Consider the following 21,301-nt stretch of genomic DNA (forward strand, 5'->3'; position numbering starts at 1 on the left):
TGTAAAATATTAATATAGTGTTTATTAGCACTTTAACTAAAGGGGTTCTTTATGGAAAAAATAAAATTTAAGAATGTCAAAAAATATAAGGGTATTGTAGAACAAGTATTAGTTAAAGAAGGCCAACCAGTCAAAAAAGATCAAATATTAGCAATAATATCAACACAACTTGAAAAATTTGATATACGTTCTACAACAGATGGAGTAATTAGAAACATTTATGTAATTGAATCATTAATTGTTTCACATGGAGATACTATATTTGATATATTCTCTTATAAAGAAATGAAAAATTTATTGAAAAAACCATCAAATATGAATGACACATTAAAAGATGGTTTAAGCGAATTTGGATACTTAGAAAAATTAATAAATGAATCAGATGAGTCTGATGAAGAAGAATTTGAAGAAGTAAAACCAAAAAGAGAAAAAAAGACAGAAGTTTTAGCTGAAAAGGATTTAGATATTCTTGATAATTTTGAAACTGAAAAGTACTTAAAAGATGAAATTATTGAAAGTGAATTTCAAATAGAAGAAGAGTTCACTGAGGATCCAATTGCAGAAGCAAAAATGGAGCCTACTACTGTTCAAACAATTAAAACTGAAACTTCAACTTTTGAGATAAAAGAAAATCCAACAATTGTAACAGAAACTATTACTAAAAAAGTAGTTTATGAAAATTCTGATAATTTTAAAGATAGTAATTTATTTTCAGATGAAATTTCAACTATTTCTCAATCTGAAATTTTAGAAGAACTTTCAAAAAATAATACTGAAGATAACTTGGAAGTAGTTGAAATAAAACAAAAACCAAAAAATATTAAGAAGCAAGAAACTACTGCTCAAGAATCTAACTCTGTATTTTTAAAGGAATTAGATTATGAAAGATTAGAGAAAGTTTTAAAAAATAGTGAAAAATTAAATAATAAGTTTAAAGAAATTGAAAAAAAACTTTCATCATTTATGGAAGAAACTAAAGAAACTAATAATGATAATGAAAAAAGTATTAATTCAATAGTCAAAAAAATAGATGAAAAATCAAAAAGTATTAATTCTAAGTTAGAAGAAGTTGAATTGAAAGCAACAGAAAATAGTAAGCTTGTATCAAATTCAATTGAAAAGAAAGTTATTGTGGATAAAACAAATATAGGTAGTTTCTCATTTAAGTTAGACATAACTGCTTTAATAAGTCTACAAACTTTAATGATTGAACCTTCAAAAGAGGAAAATGTTGATCTTGAACTTAATGCATTTTATGTAAAAGCATTAAAAAGAGCTTTAACTAAATTTGAAGAATTAGATTCAAGTCATTCATTTATTAGATTAGTAAAAACTGATGGATATTCAGTAAATGATACAGTTGTAAAAGTAAGTGATGATTTAAGTATTTTGGATATTTCAAAAGAAATACATAAAAATCAATTAGTAAAAGATAAAGAAGTTAAAGTAGCGATTTATGATATTTCAAATTTTGGATTAGATAATGCAAATTTTGGATTAACTAAAAATTCAATCTTATCAATTTACATTTCATCAATATCAAGTTCATTTAAAGATGATGGAAATTTAACAAATTATGTAAAAATAAATTTTGCATTCAATCAAAATAGTTTAGAACCTGAGGATGCAATTATGTTTGGAAAAGAATTTATAAGTATTCTAAAGAATCCGGGTTTTTTAATTTAATAATAAATAAGCACTAAAAAATTGAACTAGAAAATATATTATACACAATTAATAAAGATGTAGAATTTATTTTTCCCAGTTTAAATAGTGTTTTTTTGTTAAAATTAATTTATCTTTGAGGAGTATAAAAATGATTAATGAAATTAATGCAGAAAGCAAAATAGTAACTTTAATAGCTAGAATAGAAAAAGCAATTTTATCAACAGGAAATAATGGATCAAATTATCTAATTTTAAATTTAATTGATATGTCTGGAAGAATTGAAGCAAGACTTTGAAATTCTATTGAAAAAGATGTAGAGGAATTAAAAAGTGGTTTAATTGTAAAAATAGAAGCTGTAACCAATGTTTATAGACAACAATTACAATTAAAAGTTAATTCTTATGAAATTATTGATGAAAAAGATTTTAAAAAACATAATATAAATGAGGAAATGTTTAGTATTAGTGCTCCAATAAATGTTGAATCACATTATGCAAAATTAATAGATTTTATAACAACTATTGATAATGAAACTTACAAAAAAATAACTTTAGCAATTTTAAAACAGTATGAAGTTCAATTTAAAACTTTTCCAGCTGCTGTAAGTATTCATCATAATGTGGTAGGTGGTTTATTTTGACACAGTTACTCATTATTAATGGGAGCAAAAGCAATAAGAGAAGTATATAAATATGCAGATATTGATTGAGAATTAGTATATTGTGGAACAATCCTTCATGATATAGGAAAAGTACTTGAAATGGCAGGGAAAAATGCAGCAGAATATACTGATGTTGGTAAATTATTGGGTCATATATCAATAGGTAATACTTTTGTTTCAAATAAGGCTATAGAATTAGGTCTAAAAGATAATGAGGATGTTTTAAAATTACAACACGTAATCTTAGCAAGTCATGGTAAAAATGAATATGGATCTCCTGTAGAACCATTACTAATTGAAGCAGTTATTATTTCTTCATTAGACTCATTAGATGCAAGAATTTATAAAATTAATGATGAATTATCAAAAGTGGAAAAAGATGCTTGATCATCAAGAATTCTTTCTGAGGATGGAAGAAGTTATTTAAATCATAATAAGAAAAAATAAGTAAGTTTTAGTAGATAGTTAATGTTTTTTTTAGTATTTTACAATTAAGAGGTAAAAAGGAAATTTATGACATCTATATATGAAAAATTAGAAAACTTAACAAGAGAATATAAAAATACAACCGATAAGATTATTGCATTAAATATTATAAATACGATGCGTCAAAAAAAAATCTTAACTCAGAAACAACTTGCAGATATTTGTTTTGTTTCTGAATCAAAAATTACAAAATTTATACAAAGTTTGGGTGAACCAAGCTTTAAGACTTTTGCGTCTTCTTTAAAAAAAGAACATTTTTTATATGATTCAATTAATAAAATTAGTTTTAAAAGTGATATACTTGTTTTAATTAAAATGTGGTGTAATAAAAACTCTGTTTTTATTAAAAATTTGGCAACAGCAATTAAAAATAATATTAATATTAATATTTATGCATCAGCGCAAACCTCTTGAATAGCTCAAGGATTAGGAGATTTTTTGATTGGTTATAATAAAAGACCACTTATTCTTTCTAAGAATTTTGACATTTTTAATGAGCCTTTAGTTAATAATGAGGATATTAACATTATTCTTTTTTATGGGCGTGATAATTTTACTCTTAATTCGTATTTAAAGTTAATTAATGCTAAAACAATAAAAGCTAATAATTTTGTAATTACTTCAGAAAAACAGTATGATAAAGTCTTTTTAGAATCTGATAATAAATTAAAATTAGATTATTTAAAAAATAATGCTTCAAATGTGTATCGTAATTTAGCTTTGAATATTCTAATCTTAGAAATAGCAAAACAAATTTAATATAATTAACTTTCCATTTTGGAAAGTTTTTATTTTATATTTATTTCTGGACTATCATTTATTTAAGAGGTAAATATGAGTATAAAAATTTATGCTCCCGTTGATTGTGAAGTTAGACAACTTAAAAAATGTTCTGATATTGCTTTTGCAAACAAACTATTGGGAGATGGAATACTAATAATTCCAAAAGATAATTTATTTTTCTCACCATTTTATCAAGCCACTGTAAAAATGATATTTGATACCAAGCATGCTTATGGATTTGAGGTTGAAGGATATAACGTTTTAATTCATTGTGGTTTAGATAGTATAAAGCTAAATGGTAAGTACTTTGAAACTAATTTAGAAGTTAATCAAGAAGTTAATCTAGACACAAAAATATTCTCTGTAGAAATAAATAAATTAAGAGAATTAAATATCTCAAAAGAGACGCCAATAGTTTTTGAAGATCCAAATATTATTATTCCAGTATTTGAAGAGAAAATTTATAAAAAGGGAGAACTTATTTGTGAAATAAATACAGAAAGTATAGAAACTAAAGAAGAAGAGAATCTAGATCCTTATGTATTTTTTGCAACAGATAGTAAATATATTTCAGCAGCTCGTACAATTAATGAGTTTGTGGGAACTATGGAGAATTATACAAGTGTTTATAATTGTATGACTCGTTTACGCTTTAAAATTAAAGACAAAAGTAAAGTTAATATAGAGAAACTAAAACAAAATAATAATGTTAAAGGCGTTATTTGAAATAATGATGAACTTCAAGTTATTATTGGTCAAGATGTATATAAATTAAAAAATGCCTTTACTGAAATTAATCAGTCAGTTGATGCTAATTTTGAATTAAAGAAAAAATTAAAATCTAAAAAACCCTGACTTTTGCAAATGCTAAGTGCCATTATTGCTATTACTATTAGAGTTCTACCATTTTTAATTGGAGTAGGATTATTACAAGCTATGGTCTCAATCTTGCAGCAAACTGGGTGAATGCCAAGTATTACATTTGATCCTTCAAGTGCAAATGAAGAGACTATTTACTTATTAAATGCTCCAGTGATTTGAGCTATGTTATTTGTTATTGCTCGTTCATCAATTGTAATGTTAGCAATATTATTTGCTTGATCCGCATCAGACTATTTTAAACTCAGACCAGTCATTGGATTGGGGATTGCTGTTATTTTATGTTCACCATATTTATTTGTGACTGGTGGTCCAAATGGGATGGGTGAATATATTGTAATGTTTAAATTTTGAGATCAGCCAATAGATAAAACCAAACCTATTACTTTATTTTTAAATCAACTATCAGAGGTTCGCTTAAATGGTATGAATACTAAACCTTTTGTAATTTTACCAGCGATTATTCTAGCTAAAAAATTGGATGATAGTATTTTGGAATGAATGCCTCCTTCATTAGAATTGATGGGGCGACCATTTTTAATATTTTTAATAACATTACCTGTAACATTTCTAATTTTTAGTCCAATTTGAAATATATTTGAGTCCATTTTAGCAATATCAGTTTTTTATATTAAGGCCTTACCTTTTGGATTAGGAATTGGTTTATATGTTGCATCCTGGCAGGTTGCCATTATTTTCGGATTGCATAATATATTATCAATTGTACAATTTATTGATCATTTAGTTAATGGTGGACAGTCAGAAATTGGAGTAGCTGGGGGAATATCATTATTTGCACAGTTTGGAGCCTTAATAGCTGTTATATTAGTAACAAAAAATATTAAACTAAGAAATCAAGGTTTAGGATTGATTTCTGCTGGTATTATTGGAATTACTGAGCCTATTTTATATCAAATTAACTTACCCAAACGACGACCCCTATATTCTGGATTAATAGCTGCCTTTGTCTTTGGAACATTATCAGGCATGCTAGGAGTTGCTCGTCGGGGAGGTTCTGGTTTAGGAATCTTTGAATTAATTGGTTATTTCTCTGAACCATTGCTCGGTGGCTATTCTGAAATTTCACCTTTAGCAAATGGTTTAATGTATACTGGGTGTTGTTTAGGTTCATTTTTCTTAGCTGCTATAATTTGCTACTTCTGATTTAGAGAAAGAAAAACAGAAAAGGTCTTAATAAAAGAGACTACTAAAGATTTAGTTAAATTAATTGCTTTACAAGAAGGTAAAGCCACTAAGGAGATTAAAGTAGAACTTAAAAAAATAAATAAATTATTAAATAAATTTAATAATAAAAATATAAAAGTATATGAGATAAAGATTCAAAACTTAATTTTTATTAGAACAAAAATTGCTAAATTAATAAGTCAACAAGAAAAAACAAAAGAGAAGATTTTATTAATAGGTAAAAAATTAATGGCAGATAATAAAGTTGAACAAGCAAATAAATTAATTTTAAAGTATAAAACTTCTAATAAAAAATATGATGTATCAGAGTGAAAGGAAAAATTAGAAATAGCTCAAAAAGAAATTAATTTTGAGGCTCTGGATAAATTAATTTCAAATAATTTATCGACTCTATTAGCAATACTAAACAAATTTGAAAAACAAATTGGTGCAGACAAAATAAGTCACATAAAAAATAATTACTATAATGCTTTAAATGCACTTCGTATTAACTATGAGTTAGATATTGAAAGAGATGACATTTTAGATTTTAAAAAAGAGTTTAGAAATTTAAGAGGATAGACTATGAAAAGATATACATTTGACATTGGAGGAATGGGAACAAAATTTATTTTATTTGAAAGCAAAAATAAAATAAGTTCTCAAATTATTAAATATAAAGAAGAAAAGCAACCAGATAATGAAATTATATTTCAAACGAAATTAATTACAGTTATCAAAGAAATTACAAAAATATTAGACTTGGAAAAGGATGAATTTGAATTAGCAATTCTAATTCCAGGAGTTGTAGATTCAGTCAAAAAACAAGTTTTAAGTAATTCAGCTATTTGTGATGTCGATTTAAATTTGGTTAAGATTTTTTCTAAATATAAAAACTGTAAAAAGTTTGTTCTTGAAAATGATGCACGTGCGGCTTTGATTGGAGAGTATTATTATCGAAGTAACTCAAAAATAAAGACTCAAGTTCATCTCACAATTGGAACTGGACTTGGAGGAGCTTTAATTATAAATAATAGAGTTCATAAGGGAAATCTCCTTAGAGCTGGAGAATTTGGTAAAGGCTTTGCCAGTTTAGAAGTGGGTCAAGACCTTCCAATTGCAGCATATGGCGGTCTTGGATCAGTATTATTTAGATACAAGATGGCAATTAAGTCAAAAGAGTTTATTGATGGTGAAACAGCTTTTGCTATGTATGAAAAAAAAGACCCAATCATGATAACTTTGTTTGATAATTTAATCACAGCTCTAGCTAAACTAATAATTAATCTTGATTACATTCTTGATTATGACCTAATTACTTTAGGGGGAGGAATTAGTAATAACAAAAAGTTCATTGATCTAATATTTGCCAAGTTATTAGAAGCAGAAAGTTTTAATTATGAGGGAAGAATACTGTACCCTGATTTAATGGTGAAAAATAAAGTAGAAGTTGCAAAGTTAAAAAACGAAGCGGCTTGCTATGGTGGATTATATATATTAGAATATGGAGATAAAATTTATGAATAAAATTAAAAAAGATTTTTTATGGGGAGCATCAACAAGTGCTTATCAAGTAGAAGGTTCAATTTTTGAAGGTGGTAAAGTAGCTTCTGTAATGGATGACATTCATAAGTCACCAGGATACTCAAAAGAGATTACTAACTTTCATGATGCAACTGGTCATTATGAAAATTGAAAAGAAGATGTAAAACTCTTTGCAGAAATGGGAATGAAGTCATATCGCTTTTCAATCTCATGACCTAGAATTATGAAAAATGTTAAAGGTGAAATAAATGAAGAGGGTATTAAGTTTTATGATGATTTAATTAATGAGTTAATTAAATATAAAATTGAGCCAATTGTAACAATATTTCACTTTGATTTTCCTAACTTTATTGATGAAGCAGGAGGGTTAACTGATAAGAGATTTGCAAATTTATTTGAAGATTATTGTAAGGTTTTATTTAAAGCTTATGGTAGCAAGATTAAATATTGATTAACAATTAATGAATTAAATATGTTTGCAATGGCTGCATCTGCGATTGGTTTAATGCCAAATGGAAAAAAACTTAATCGATGAGAGGTTATTCATATTTTAAATTTAGCGCAAGCTCGTGCTATAAATTTATGTCACAAAATATTGCCTAAGGCAAAAATAGGTCCCGCACCAAATATATCTTCAGTTTATTCAAACAGTTCAAAACCAATTGATTATACAGCAAAATTAAATATGGATATTGTTCGTAATTGAGTATATTTAGATATTGTTTGCAAAGGATATTATAGTCCAGTGTTTTTAGAATTTATTAAAAAAATTAAAGAAGATTTTGTAATTGATCCAAAGGATATGGAAATAATTAAGCAAGCTAAACCTGATTTTATTGCCTTTAATTATTATGCCACTATGACTGTTGAGATGCCAAAATCTAATGAGATAAGTCAAGAAGCCAAAGATCAGCAAAAGGGCTTTACAATACCTGGTTTCACTTCATCTGTTAAAAATAAAAACCTTGAAAAAACTCAGTTTGGTTGAGAAATTGACCCTCAAGGTTTTAAAAATACTTTACGTGAAGTATATGATAGATATAATCTTCCTATTATGATTACTGAAAATGGTTTAGGTGCCAAAGATATTTTAACTAAGCAAGGTGAGGTTCATGACACTTATCGCATAGAATATTATCAAAAACATATCTCAAAAATGTTGGAAGCAATTGAGGAAGGTGTAGATATAATTGGTTATATGCCTTGAAGTGCTATTGATTTAATTTCAACTCATGAGGGAGTATCAAAGCGTTATGGGTTTATTTATGTAAATCGTGATGAATTTGATCTAAAAGATATGAAACGTTATAAAAAAGATAGTTTTTACTGATATAAAGAATTAATTAAAACAAATGGAGGTTCAATATAATGAAATTCGAAAAAGATGATTTTTTATGAGGAAGTGCAAGTTCAGCTGCACAAATTGAAGGAGCTTATCAAGTAGATGGTAAGTCTTTAACTATTGCTGATTTAACACCATATATTGAGTTAAAAGATAAAAAGGACTTATCAAAAGTTCACTCTTTAACAAAAGAAGACTTTTTAAGAGGTTTAGATCCAAATAGTCCTGATACATATCCAAAGCGTTTAGGAAATGATTTTTATAATCGTTATAAAGAAGATATTAAGTTAATGAAAGATGCTGGTATGAAGATATATCGTCTATCAATCTCATGAGCTCGTATTTATCCAAATGGAGATGAGTTAGTTCCAAATGAAGCAGGATTAGCATTTTATGAGCGTGTCTTTAAAGAATGTCGTGCCCAAGGAATGGAGATTATGGTAACTCTTAGTCACTTTGACTTTCCATATCCCATTTTAGAAAAATATAATGGATTTTTAAATCGTGAGGTAATTAAATTATTTGTTAAATATGCTAAAACTTTAATTGAGCGTTTTTCAAAATATGTTAAGTATTGATTACCATTTAATGAATTAAATATTTCATTGATTTATACTCACACTGGATTAGGTTTTTTTACAGAAAGAGATAGCAACTATATGAATATCTTAAGAAAATCTTTTCAAGGGCTGCATAATTTATTTATTGCCCAAGCAGAGATGATTAAGTTTGCTAAAAAATTTCCTGATATTAAAGTTGGTTGCATGGTATCTGATATGACAACATACTCATATGATTGCAATCCTATCAATGTATTTCATAATTTACAACAAGAACAAATTAGAAAATGGTTTTTCTTTGATGTAATGACTCGTGGGGAATACCCAGGATATGCAAATCGTTTCTTTAAAGAAAATAAAATAGAGTTTAAAATTTTTGATGGTGATATGGAATTACTAAAAAGTAATCCAATTGATTTTATTTCATTTAGTTATTATCAAACAAACACTGTATCAGTTACTGATAAGGTTAGTCAAACTGGAGGTAATTTAACTGTAGGGGGAGTTAATCCTTATTTAAAACAAACTCAGTGAGGATGACAAATAGACCCCATTGGTTTAAGATATGAATTAAATCAATTGTGAGATCGATATCAATTACCTTTATTTATTTCTGAAAATGGAATTGGTGTAACTGAGACTTTAAATAAAAACAAAACAGTAGATGATGACTATAGAATTGATTACTTTAGAGAACATTTCATTCAAATTAATGAAGCAATTAAAGATGGTGTTAATGTTTTTGGTTATACAATGTGAACAGCAATTGATTTAGTTAGTGGTGCTACAAGCGAGTTTAATAAGCGTTATGGAGTGGTTTACGTTGACTATGATGATAAACATAATGGAACTGGTGATAGGTATTTAAAAAAATCATATCATTGGTTTAAAAAATTTATGGAAACTAAGGAATTAAAATAAAAGAAAAGAGAATTACAAATTAATGTAATTCTCTTTTTTTTAGTTAATATATTTTAATCTACTATTTTATTGAAAATTTCATCAATATTAGTCAGATCTTCTGGTTTATTATTAATTTTAAAGCCATATCCTTGCTCTTTTACATATTTAGGTATAATATGCTCGTGATAGTGAAATACCATTTGAAAGGCCTCTGAACCTTGATTAGAGACATAATTAATACCCTTTGAGTTCAACTTTTCTCTTAACATTTTAGCAACAATTTTTTTGGTTTTAGCAACTTCTTGCAAATAAAAATCATCTGTTTCTTCATAGTTTTCAAAATGTTTTTTTGGAATAACTAAAGAATGACCATCACTATTTGGAAAAATATCAAGAAAGGCTAGGGTATATTCATTTTCATAAAAAACCTTAGATGCCATTTCCTTATTAATAATTTTACAAAAAATACAATCCATATTTTAACTCCTCGTTTCTTAAATATTTTATAAAAAAAATAAACCTAATGGCGGTTTATTTTTAATTTTATTCGTCTTTATCATCTTCACTTTTAATATATGTTCCAATTTTATCTCATAGACCAGCATAGTAAACATCATCTTTGTCCAAATATTTTGAATATATGATTGTTTTAGCTAAATCACTTGAATTAGAATCTTTTGAAATTCCAAACATAATTTGATTTAATAAAGCTTCTTGTTTTATCTTGTCTTTTGCTAATTCGGCAACATCTTTTGAATGTAATGTTGAATTATTTTTACTATTTCATCTATCCTTATAAATAGATTCGTTTCCTATAGTATTACTAAATTTTATAGCACTTTCTTCGTTTTCACCTTTACCAGTAATTTTATAAGTTGATTCTTCACTATTAGATGCTCCTAATAATTCAATCATATAAATTGGCAATACAATTACTAAATCTGCATAATTATTATTTTCAGTATCAATAGTTAAGAAGTTTTCTGAACTTGATTTAATAATACCAGGACCATTATTTCATGACTTAACTTTTGCTTCATAACCTTTTCCTGTTATTGGACTTTCTCCAAGCGCAGTATCTCCATCATAAATAGTTAAACCTTGATAACCTTGTAATCCAAAGTATGAGTCATAAGCAGTTCTATTATCATTAACAGGTTTAATTGTAGCATCATCAAACATCTTTACAATTTCTTTAATTTCTTTTCCTTCTTTTAAAGCACCACTACTGATATTTAAAAGATCAGTTTTATCATTAATTATTTTATTTATTTCATCTATTGCTTGAGCTTTAGTAACATCAAATTTTAAAGTTCAAACCATTTTAATATTTGATTTTCAATATTCATTAATTGAAGTTTCATTCAATGTTTGTGTTTTTGAAAACATTGCTGAAGAAGGGTTAATGAAAGGTGCTTTTTCTTCTTCAATTGTTTTAATATTAAACATTGTTGATTTTAAATAGGCATTTGTTAGAAGATTATCGTTCATGTCTTCTAACAATTTAGATTCAAAATAATCTTGAAATCTTAAATATAATGCAGATTTTGCACTTATATTTACAAAATCATCTTTATTTTTTACTCAAAACATTGATGATCCATTCTTTTGATACTCATTTGTTAAGTCTTTAATAGTAGGCAGTTTACTTTTACCTGCAATAGTACCATGACTTCCTTGTTCATTTGAGAATTTTCAAATGCTATCTTGTGCATCACCAGTAGGTTTAGAATCAGAAATATAAATATATGGATTAGAACTATTAACTTCTACTTGTTCACCATCCATAGAATTTACTTTTGTTTCATCATTTTGAATGTTTAAATTATAATTATTTCTTATTGCTCAGTAATCAAGTCTTGTTGTGCCAATTGATTTTGTATAATCTTCAAAAAGTTTATTTTCAGCAATTGTTCTAGATTCAAGACTGTATTTAGTTTTAAATGATTCTTCAATTCCTTTATCTTTATCAGAAGTGTAAAACTCTTTAAAATCTAAATTTTTAAACATAGTATTTGTTGAATCAAAACTATATTGTAATGATAATAATTCATTTATCATGTTAACAATTACAGATTCAATTTCAGCATCTGTAAATAATGAACCAAAATCAATGTTTGCAAGGTCTTTATTACCAGATATTTGTACTAATAATTTTTTAGCTAATTCTTTATTTAATTTTGGTTTAGTTATTCTTGTACTTGTACAAGCTACAACAAGAGAAGGGGTAGATACAGTTAATGAAACTGCACTAAGTATTCCTAATAATTTTTTCATTGTTTACTACCTCCTTTTTTGAAAGAAAGATATGATGTTTCAATATTTTTAATGATTGAATTATAATCAAAGACCACTGATTTTAAATTATTATCTAAAATCATATCACCTGTAGTTTCAGAACTAGTTTTTGGTTTTCAGAACATTTCAATAGTTTTTGAAACAATATCTTCTTTATATGCACTGTTATCTAAAAGTAATTTTGGATAACCACTTGCATCAGTTTTTGTTTTTATTTCATCAGTTCATTTTTCACTAGCTTCAATAAATAAAATAGCTGGATTAATTGCTGTTAAACTTTGTTTTGAATTAACTGCAGCATAGAATCAAGATTGAGTTTTTGCAATAACTTCTTCTTCTTGACTCTTTTCTTCACTTATATTGAAAGTAATATAATTATTTATAAAATCTTCTTGACTAAATGATGAGTCTTCTTGTTTTGATTTTGAAATAGTTTTAAAATAATCAAATACTGATGTCATTCAATATGATGCAGAACCATCTGTTGAAGATGAAACTTGTGCTCAAGTTTTAACTTCTGACATAATATCAAAACTAGTTGCAGAACCTGTAACTCCTTTTAACATTGAAGAGTTTGTTAGATAATGTAAGTATGGATTAACTACTGTTTTATTTAACTTAGCATAAGTATCACTTCTGCTTGTTTGTAAAACAGCTACTTTTTCAGTATCTTGTAAAGCATTATATTTTTTAAACTCATTTAATTCTGCTAATGTTTCTTTATTAATTTTATTTTCTATAATTCCTTCTTGACGCATTCCTACTTTTTCAGCTGATTCTGACTCTTTTAAGAATTCATATCCATCAATTTGAACTATATGCAATCCAGTTGAATCCACATAATAGACTCTTCCTTGATTTTCATTAAAAACATAAAATTTGTTATTAGCTTTATTTTCTCTTGAAATATCTTTAATTAATGTAGCAAGTCCTTGGTCAACACTAGGTGCAGTAGTAATTGCTTTACCATTGTTACCTTCAAAAATAAAGTCATATACAACTGCTCGCATGTCTTGAGAAAAATCTGATGAATTGCTTAAAGTCATAAGTTTATCATATTTTTTTACAGTTGCTTTTGGATGTTTGTCTGTTTTACCTTCAACCATTCATCTTCTTCAAGTATTAATTGAATCATCTGTTGAAATTTGAGCTAGTAATTCGTTAGTGTTTTTTTGATCATTTCCATCTAATGATTCAAAATCTGATACTGTAACTCCATTATCAAATGATCCATTTTCAGAAAATGGAACTACAACTTCGCTTATAGCAAGAGGAGCTTGAGTATTATAGAAACGATCTAAGAAAAATTTCTGTGAATTACTTAAAAAACCTGCTCTTGAGTTATTTGAATCACTTATTGTGAATTTATTTAAATTAACTGGAGTATCATTCAATATTTTAGATATATCAATATCACTTACTTCTTTAGCAGCAGCCACTATATCAGCATCACTTGACTCATTAGTCAATTTAGTTTCTTCTCATTTGTTTGTATCATTTTGTGTTGAATTTTTAATTTGAGCTATTTGATCTAAATCAGCTCTTAAATAACTTGCAATTGTTGCTTCGTTATCTTTATTGTCATTAATTACTTTTTTAAGTGCATTATATTTTTTAATAATATCATTTGAACTTATTCAAGTAACTCCTGTTTGATCAGTGTTAATTAAAACATCTAATAACGTTTTTGAAGCATTATTATTTGTATCTGTTAACAGAAGATCTGCTTTATATTTGTTTTCTAGGAAGTTTTTATCCATTGATTTGACATCATCTTGATAAACGCTGTATTTATCTACAAGCATTTTATTTCATTCTTTTTCTCATTTTTTACCGTTTTTCTTTTTATATACATCTTTTTCATTAACTATTTGTCTATCAACAATTGAAATAAGATTTGTTCATCTTTCTTTTAAAGTGTTTTTTAAATCATAGTTTGTATATAAGTTATCTTCATCTATTGTAAATTCATTTTCTTCTGAATCTATATTAGCTAGAATAGATAAATTAATCATTTTCAATAAGTCTAAAGTTAGTTTTTCTCTATTCTTTGGACCATTTGATGAATTAATTAATTTTCATAGAATATCAGTAGATGTAATTTTTGCTTTTCCATCTATTGATTGTAAAAATTGAATAAGAACTGAGTTTCCGTCTTCTTTAATGTCATAGTCAGTACCACAAGCAACAGCCATTGTTGCTGTTGTTGCTGTTAAGCTAACACTTCCTAACAGTGTTAATAATTTTTTCACACCATTCACTCCTTGGTTTGTATCAAAATAATTATAATGAAAAATAACATAAAATAACATTAAATTGCAATTAAAAATAAAATATTTGTCTTTTTTGCTCTTTTAAACTTAGTTTAACATTTACTATAATAATAACTATAATAATAGAGCAAGGAGCTTAGAAATGCATAAATTAGAAATTAAAGATCTATATGTAAATATAGAGTGCAAAGAAATATTAAAGGGAATTAGTTTAACAGTTAAATCAGGAGAAATTCATGCTTTAATGGGGCCAAATGGTAATGGTAAATCGACTTTATTAATGGCAATTATGGGTCATCCAAAGTATGAAATCATTTCAGGAGATATCTTAGTTGATGGTGAATCAATATTAGAGATGAATGTTAATGAACGAAGTAAAGCTGGTTTATTTTTGGCAATGCAAAACCCACAAACAATTCCAGGAGTTTCAAACTTAGAGTTTTTAAAATATATAGTAAACGCTCACAGTGATGAAAAGAAAAAATTACAAGAAATCTTTAAAGATATTAAACAAGGAGCAAAAGAGTTAGACTTTGATTTAAATATGTTAAAGAGATTCGTTAATGATGGTTTTAGTGGTGGAGAGAAAAAGAAAAATGAAATTTTACAATTAAAAATGTTGAATCCAATTTTTAGTTTAATTGATGAAATTGATTCAGGATTAGATGTTGATGCTTTGGAAGTTGTTTCAAAAAACTTAAATCAAGTAGATTTATCAAGAAATGCAATGGTAATTGTTTCTCACTATGATAGATTCTTCAAAAAGGTTAAACCAACTCATGCTCACGTTATTATTGAGGGAAAAATAATAACAAGTGGGGGAAAAGAAATTATTGAAAGAATTAATGCAGAAGGTTATACATGAGTAAAGGAATTATCTAAATAATGACTAATTTAAAATTAAATGAATCATATATAGATTTTAGAAACAAATTACCTAAAACTTTTAACTTTGAAGATAATGAAAGCAAAATTATACTATTAGAGAATAAATTTGGAACAATTGATTTAAACATCAAAGAAAATGTTGAAATAAATATTATTGTGTTATTTTTACCTTCAACTGAAGTTAGTCAAAAAGACTTTAATATAAATTTTAATTTAAATAAAAATTCTTCATTAAATTTAAAAATATCAAATATTGCAAATTATGATTGTAACGATAATTTTACTATTAACTTAAATGAAGAAAATACGGCAGTGGAATTTTATAATGCCACAATAATAAATAAAAGTTTTAAAAAAAACTCAGTTATAAATTCAGTACATAAAGCTAGAAACTCGTATTCAAATATTAGAACTTATGAAGTACTAAAAGATACATCAAAAGGTTTTATTAGATGTATTAGTGATATTAAAAAGGGTTCAAATCAATCAGAAGCACATCAGGAATTAAGATTATTGGTTTTAGATAAAATGGCAAAAGCAGATTCGGATCCAGTTTTATTAATTGATGAAAATGATATTGTAGCAAGTCATGCTAATGCAATTGGTATGCTTGACCCTGATCAAGTATTTTACTTACTTTCAAGAGGTTTAAATGAAACTCAGGCACAAGAATTAATTATAAATGGTTATTTTGAGCCAATATTTCAAGAAATTGAAGATGAAAAGCTACTAAAATACTTAAAAGAACAACTAAAGGGAATGATTTAATGAATTTTAAAGATAACTTTTCATATTTTAAAAACAATAGTAAGGAAATTTATTTTGATTCAGCTGCAACAGCAATTAAATTTGATAAAGTTATAAAAGCTCAAAGTGACTATGATTTAAAGATTGGAGCTAATACGCACAATAATCTATTTGATAATGCTTATAAAGCAAATCAAATGGTTAGTGAAACTAGGTCTAAAATAGCAAAGTTTATTGGTATTGATGATAAAAATGAAATTATTTTTACAAGTGGAACAACGCACTCATTAAATCAACTAGTTTTTGGTATGAGAAATTATCTTAAAAAAAATGATGAGATTTTATTAACTAAGTTGGAGCATTCATCTAATTTATTGCCTTGAATGGTATTATCACAAGAAGAAAGTTTGAAAATTGATTATTTAGATTTGGATGAAAAGTTTTTAATTGACATCTCAAAACTTAAAAATAAAATAACTACTAAAACTAAAATTATTTCTTTTGCAATGAATTCAAATACAACTGCGGGTTTAAATGATGTTGTTGCCATAGTTAAAGAAATTAGAAAACTTAATAAAAAAATTATAATCATTTTAGATTTAGCACAATCAATCAAACAAAATAAAATTAATATTAAACAATTAGATGTTGATTGCGTTGCTTTTTCAACACATAAGATTTATGGTCCTTTTGGATTAGGTATCTTATGGGCGAGAAAAGAAATTTTAGAGTTTTTAAAACCAATTTTTTATGGTGGGGGTAATAATGTAAGTATTAGTACAAATACTTACAAATTAGCACCAATTCCTGATAAATTTGAAGCAGGAACTCTTAACTTGTCAGCTATTTATGCTTTTAATGTCTGTTTAGATATATTAGAAGAGTTAAAACTTGAAAAAATGATTGCTTATGAAGAAGAATTAAAAAAATATTTTAGAGCTAAAGTTAAAGATATTGATCGTAAGAAATTTGAATTCTATAATCTAGAAAATGATCAACCAATTGTGCTATTTAATATGAAAAATGTAAACTCACAAGACTTTGGATCCTTTTTAAATAAAAAATATAATATCTCTGTAAGAGTTGGAAAACATTGCTCAAGATTGGCAAATGAACTTTTTAAAGTAAGTTCAACTATTAGAGCTAGTTTTTCAATTTATAATAGTAAAGAAGATATTGATAAATTTATTGAAGCATTAAAAGATTGTGATAATTGAATTAATGAGATTTTATAAAGGAGTGATTATGTAATGTTTGATAAAAATGATAAGATTCAATTAAGGCAAATAATTATGGAGCACTATACGCAACCAGATTTTAAAGGTCTTATTGAAAATGAAAAATCAATTATTAAATTTCAAGATTCACCAACTTGTGCAGATGAAATTAATGTTCAATTACTAATAGAAGGTGAAAAAATTGTAGATGCAAGATTTGATGGTAATGCTTGTGCAATATCAACTGCTTCAACTGACATATTATGTTCAAAATTAATAAATTTGACTCGTCAAGAAGCTCAAAAACAGCTTTTTAATTACTTTAATATGATAGCTGGCAATGATTATGATGAAGAAATATTAGATGAATTAATTGCTTTTTGAGAAATTAATAAGCAAGGAAATAGAATTAATTGTGCTCTTTTAGGAGCTGATGGTTTAAAGTGAATTGTAAATAAGGAGGTGTAGGATATGAAAAAATTAAAACAAGAAGAAGAAATTAAACAAATATCTGATTATAAGTATGGGTTTAATGAAGGTGAAGTTTCAACATATAAAGTTCAAAAAGGTTTAAATGAAAATGTTGTAAGAGAAATATCAAAACATAAAAATGAACCACAATGAATGCTTGATTATAGATTAGAAAGCTTAAAGGTTTTTGAGAAAAAAACTCAACCAACTTTTGGTCCAGATTTAAATTGAATTGATTTTAATGATTATTATTATTATACTGAAGGAGCAGGAAAAACGGCAAGGTCTTGAGATGATATTCCAGATAACATCAAAAGAACTTTTGATCGTCTTGGAATTCCAGAAGCAGAGAAAAACTTTTTAGCAGGAATTAATGCACAATGAGATGCACGTCCAGTTTATGAAAAAATGAATGAAGAATTGGTAAAGCAAGGAATTCTTTTTACTGACTGTGATACAGCTTTAAGAAAATATCCTGAAATCTTTAAAAAGTATTTTGGTAAATTAGTTAAAAATGATGATAATAAATATGCTTCTTTAAATGCAGCTGTTTGATCAGGGGGGACTTTTATTTATATCCCAAAAGGAGTTAAATTAGAAAAACCTTTACAAGCTTATTTCAGAATTAATTATCAATCTTCAGGACAATTTGAAAGAACTTTGATTATTGTAGAAGATGATGCAGAGTTACATTACATTGAAGGATGTACTGCGCCAGTTTATTCAGAAAATAATTTACATGCTGCTATTGTTGAAATATTTGTTGGAAAAAGATCAAGTGTAAGATATACAACAGTACAAAACTGAAGTGACAATGTTTTAAATTTGGTTACCAAAAGAAGCATTGTTGAAGAAGACGGAAGAATGGAATGAATTGATGGAAATATTGGTTCAAAAGTTAATATGAAATATCCATCATGTATTTTAAAAGGTGACAGAGCACAAGGAGATACTATTTCGATTGCTGTTGCTAAAAAAGGAGTATATCAAGATGCAGGAAGTAAAATGATTCATTTAGGTAAAGAAACTAAATCAAAAATAATATCAAAATCAATTACTTTCCAGGGAGGAACTGCAAATTATAGAGGACTTGCATATATTGGTCCAGAAGCTATAAATTCAAAGGCAAGAGTTGAATGTGATACATTAATTTTAGATAATCAATCACACTCAGATACAATTCCTCAAAATAAAGTTCATAATAATCAATCTCAAATTGAACATGAAGCAACTGTTTCAAAAGTTAGTGAAGAGCAATTATTCTATTTAATGAGTAGAGGACTTGATGAGCAACAAGCTTTAGAAATAATTGTTATGGGGTTTTTAGAACCTTTTACAAAAGAATTACCTCTAGAATATGCAGTTGAACTAAATCAACTTATAAAAATGGATATGGAAGGTTCTGTAGGTTAAAAACACTTAGTGAGGAGATAACTCTATGCTTAAAAAAGATAAGATTAAAAAATGGTTTAACTATTTTTTTTATGTATGGTGTACATTAGCTTTAGCATTAGCACTTTTATTGGATCTTATTTGTGGAACACTATATGATCCAAAGAAAAGTGATTTTAATGTTGCTATTATAGAACAAACAATTTATTTTTCAGTTTGAGTTGCAGTTATAACTTCAATTTTTGGTTTGATAAATTGAATTCATTTACATAATAAAAGCATGGCAAGATGAATGGTTGGCAAAAATATTCATACTTCAATTACAACATTAAATGTCTTAATTTTTATATTATTTAATGTTACATTTATAGCTCAAAAAGGAGACATAATTGGTTTTGATACTTGATATGGAAAAACTAAATCAATAATTGAGCACTTTATGACTCCAATTATGGTATTAACTTTTTATTTTATTTATCAAAATGAAAAAGTGGAAGATAAAATATTTATTAAAAAATATTGTTGATTTAATTTAATTTTTATAACTATTTATTCCTTTTATATTATTTTAAGAATGATTATGCTATTAAAATTAGAGATTGAAACAACTGAAACATTGCCATTAATTCCATATCCGCAAATTGATCCAACAATTGTGGGTTATCCTATATTTATAACTGGTACATTATGTGGTATTTTTGGAACTGTTTTTATCTCAGTCTTTTTTAATAAGATGTCAAATCTTAATTATTCAGCAATCCAAAAGAATTTGCTGGCAAATGAAGCAAAGAAAAAGATTAGTTAAAAAAATGTTGGTTTAACCAACGTTTTTTTTGACTTTAAATATATCACTTATTCAAATAATCTTATGTATTTAGTGCTTTTTTTGTTACTTTTTTATTAGTACATTTATAGCAAAATAGGGCAGTTAATTCAATTTTGAAACTCATTTTTCCAGTTTTAAAAGAAAAATTATTTATTTCAGGAATTGTTTTGTCTACTGTTTCAAATCATTCCATATATTTTTTTGAGTTACATTTTTTCTTACAATTTGTACATAAAATTGAATTTACTTCATAACGCTTTAAAACAGCCCTTATTTCTGCTAGATATCATTCAAAATCATTTTTTGAATATTCATCTGAGAAGTATTTATTAAAGGCATCTAATAATGCTCTCTCAGCTGCATCAAATTTTTGCTTCTTATCATTATATTTCTTTACTAAAAAAGGTATCAATAGAGAAGCTGTAAATACAGTTATTGTTGAAATTGCAGTTAAAATAGTATTTATTATTTCTGTTTCATATGTTAAAAAAATCATTAAATTAGTCTCCTAGTTTCAATTTACATTACAAGTTCTACACCATCAATATCATAGGGAAATTCTTCAATTAAAACTCCCTCAACACCTTCTTTAAAAGTTAATTCAGTAAGTCCACATCCAACACAATTACCCTTAAGGCGGATATAAACAAGTCTATCTTTTATAGCAACAAATTCCATATCTCCACCATCTTGTGTAATATACATTCTTAATTGCTCAAGTGTAGCCTTTACTTTCTCTTCTAAATTATTTTTTTCCAAAAAATCACCTACTTTTAAAAATTTTTTTTTAAATAATTATTTCTATTACAATTTAAGTTTATAATTATTTTGTAAGGAGAGCAAGAGTATGTTGAATAAAGGACAAAAAGTAGAAGCAAAGATTACAGCAATTGTTAACTACGGTGCTTTTTGTGAAATTAACGATGACAATGAATTAGTTAAAGGACTAATTCATATTTCTGAAATATCGGATTTTTTTGTTAAAAATATTGACGAATTCTTAATGATAAATGAATCATATGAAGTTGAAGTTATTGAGTATTTAGAAGACAAAAAACAAGTTAAATTGAGTTACAAAGCAAATAGACCGCATTTATTAAAGTCATCAGAAACCAAAATACCAGAAACAAAAAGTGGTTTTGATAATTTAAAAAATAGCGTAGAATCAAAGTAGTCA

At 26.3% G+C, this 21,301-nt stretch carries 19 protein-coding genes; 14 read left to right on the top strand and 5 right to left on the bottom strand.

Features of this window, described 5'->3' with window-relative positions:
• Positions 1 to 51 precede the first annotated feature (51 nt).
• The 7 genes from AACL04_RS00225 to AACL04_RS00255 all read left to right on the top strand — a co-directional run bounded on the left by AACL04_RS00225 (position 52) and on the right by AACL04_RS00255 (position 10,030).
• Entirely contained in the window at positions 52 to 1,686 is a 1,635-nt protein-coding gene (locus AACL04_RS00225) for an acetyl-CoA carboxylase biotin carboxyl carrier protein subunit (protein ID WP_339030331.1), read from the top strand.
• A 130-nt stretch (positions 1,687 to 1,816) separates the two neighbouring features.
• The gene (locus tag AACL04_RS00230; RefSeq protein ID WP_339030333.1) at positions 1,817 to 2,776 is read left to right on the top strand and encodes a 3'-5' exoribonuclease YhaM family protein; all 960 of its coding nucleotides are present in this window, start codon (positions 1,817 to 1,819) and stop codon (positions 2,774 to 2,776) included.
• A 66-nt stretch (positions 2,777 to 2,842) separates the two neighbouring features.
• Positions 2,843 to 3,574 (top strand): helix-turn-helix transcriptional regulator, encoded by a 732-nt coding sequence (locus AACL04_RS00235; RefSeq protein ID WP_339030335.1) that lies wholly within the window; start codon positions 2,843 to 2,845, stop codon positions 3,572 to 3,574.
• A gap of 75 nt (positions 3,575 to 3,649) precedes the next feature.
• A complete protein-coding gene (locus AACL04_RS00240) occupies positions 3,650 to 6,244 on the top strand; it encodes a glucose PTS transporter subunit IIA (RefSeq protein ID WP_339030336.1) in 2,595 nt (864 codons plus the stop codon).
• Between the two features lie 3 nt (positions 6,245 to 6,247).
• Positions 6,248 to 7,189 carry an ROK family protein gene (locus AACL04_RS00245; protein ID WP_339030338.1) on the top strand — a complete coding sequence of 314 codons (942 nt, stop codon included), beginning with the start codon at positions 6,248 to 6,250 and terminating at the stop codon, positions 7,187 to 7,189.
• Positions 7,182 to 8,576 (top strand): glycoside hydrolase family 1 protein, encoded by a 1,395-nt coding sequence (locus AACL04_RS00250; protein WP_339030340.1) that lies wholly within the window; start codon positions 7,182 to 7,184, stop codon positions 8,574 to 8,576. Before AACL04_RS00245 ends, AACL04_RS00250 begins: the two co-directional genes overlap by 8 nt.
• Positions 8,576 to 10,030 carry a glycoside hydrolase family 1 protein gene (locus AACL04_RS00255; RefSeq protein WP_339030341.1) on the top strand — a complete coding sequence of 485 codons (1,455 nt, stop codon included), beginning with the start codon at positions 8,576 to 8,578 and terminating at the stop codon, positions 10,028 to 10,030. Before AACL04_RS00250 ends, AACL04_RS00255 begins: the two co-directional genes overlap by 1 nt.
• A 53-nt stretch (positions 10,031 to 10,083) precedes the next feature.
• Here AACL04_RS00255 and AACL04_RS00260 read toward each other — a convergent pair whose 3' ends face one another.
• From AACL04_RS00260 to AACL04_RS00270, 3 genes are all read right to left on the bottom strand, one after another.
• Positions 10,084 to 10,488: an HIT family protein gene (locus AACL04_RS00260; protein WP_339030343.1), complete on the bottom strand. Its 405-nt coding sequence runs from the start codon at positions 10,486 to 10,488 to the stop codon at positions 10,084 to 10,086.
• Between the two features lie 67 nt (positions 10,489 to 10,555).
• A complete protein-coding gene (locus AACL04_RS00265; protein WP_339030345.1) occupies positions 10,556 to 12,289 on the bottom strand; it encodes a lipoprotein in 1,734 nt (577 codons plus the stop codon).
• Complete coding sequence (locus AACL04_RS00270; protein ID WP_339030346.1) at positions 12,274 to 14,562, bottom strand: lipoprotein; 2,289 nt, start codon at positions 14,560 to 14,562, stop codon at positions 12,274 to 12,276. The genes AACL04_RS00265 and AACL04_RS00270 overlap by 16 nt, the downstream gene beginning before the upstream one ends.
• 163 nt (positions 14,563 to 14,725) lie before the next feature.
• Between AACL04_RS00270 and sufC the strand changes: the two genes are divergently transcribed.
• The 6 genes from sufC to AACL04_RS00300 are packed head-to-tail and all read left to right on the top strand — an operon-like array spanning position 14,726 to position 20,103.
• Complete coding sequence (gene sufC, locus AACL04_RS00275) at positions 14,726 to 15,469, top strand: Fe-S cluster assembly ATPase SufC (protein WP_339030348.1); 744 nt, start codon at positions 14,726 to 14,728, stop codon at positions 15,467 to 15,469.
• On the top strand, positions 15,469 to 16,239 hold the full coding sequence (locus AACL04_RS00280; protein ID WP_339030350.1) for a SufD family Fe-S cluster assembly protein: 771 nt from the start codon (positions 15,469 to 15,471) through the stop codon (positions 16,237 to 16,239). The genes sufC and AACL04_RS00280 overlap by 1 nt, the downstream gene beginning before the upstream one ends.
• Positions 16,239 to 17,453: an aminotransferase class V-fold PLP-dependent enzyme gene (locus AACL04_RS00285; RefSeq protein WP_339030352.1), complete on the top strand. Its 1,215-nt coding sequence runs from the start codon at positions 16,239 to 16,241 to the stop codon at positions 17,451 to 17,453. The genes AACL04_RS00280 and AACL04_RS00285 overlap by 1 nt, the downstream gene beginning before the upstream one ends.
• Before the next feature lie 15 nt (positions 17,454 to 17,468).
• Complete coding sequence (sufU, locus tag AACL04_RS00290; protein ID WP_339030354.1) at positions 17,469 to 17,903, top strand: Fe-S cluster assembly sulfur transfer protein SufU; 435 nt, start codon at positions 17,469 to 17,471, stop codon at positions 17,901 to 17,903.
• Between the two features lie 3 nt (positions 17,904 to 17,906).
• On the top strand, positions 17,907 to 19,319 hold the full coding sequence (gene sufB / locus AACL04_RS00295; protein ID WP_339030355.1) for a Fe-S cluster assembly protein SufB: 1,413 nt from the start codon (positions 17,907 to 17,909) through the stop codon (positions 19,317 to 19,319).
• A gap of 25 nt (positions 19,320 to 19,344) precedes the next feature.
• On the top strand, positions 19,345 to 20,103 hold the full coding sequence (locus AACL04_RS00300) for a hypothetical protein (protein ID WP_339030356.1): 759 nt from the start codon (positions 19,345 to 19,347) through the stop codon (positions 20,101 to 20,103).
• 61 nt (positions 20,104 to 20,164) lie between these two features.
• On the opposite strand, the gene AACL04_RS00305 is transcribed toward AACL04_RS00300, so the two are convergent.
• Together AACL04_RS00305 and AACL04_RS00310 are read right to left on the bottom strand one after the other, a co-directional pair.
• Positions 20,165 to 20,620, bottom strand: a complete 456-nt coding sequence (locus tag AACL04_RS00305; RefSeq protein WP_339030357.1) for a hypothetical protein — start codon at positions 20,618 to 20,620, stop codon at positions 20,165 to 20,167.
• Between the two features lie 23 nt (positions 20,621 to 20,643).
• A complete protein-coding gene (locus AACL04_RS00310; protein ID WP_053946452.1) occupies positions 20,644 to 20,883 on the bottom strand; it encodes a NifU family protein in 240 nt (79 codons plus the stop codon).
• Positions 20,884 to 20,971: 88 nt separating this feature from the next.
• On the opposite strand from AACL04_RS00310, the gene AACL04_RS00315 reads away from it, so the two are divergent.
• A complete protein-coding gene (locus AACL04_RS00315; RefSeq protein WP_339030360.1) occupies positions 20,972 to 21,298 on the top strand; it encodes a S1 RNA-binding domain-containing protein in 327 nt (108 codons plus the stop codon).
• Positions 21,299 to 21,301: the final 3 nt, after the last annotated feature.

The sequence above is a fragment of the Spiroplasma endosymbiont of Cantharis nigra genome, assembly GCF_964019925.1.
Taxonomy (GTDB): Bacteria; Bacillota_I; Bacilli_A; order Mycoplasmatales; family Mycoplasmataceae; genus Spiroplasma_A.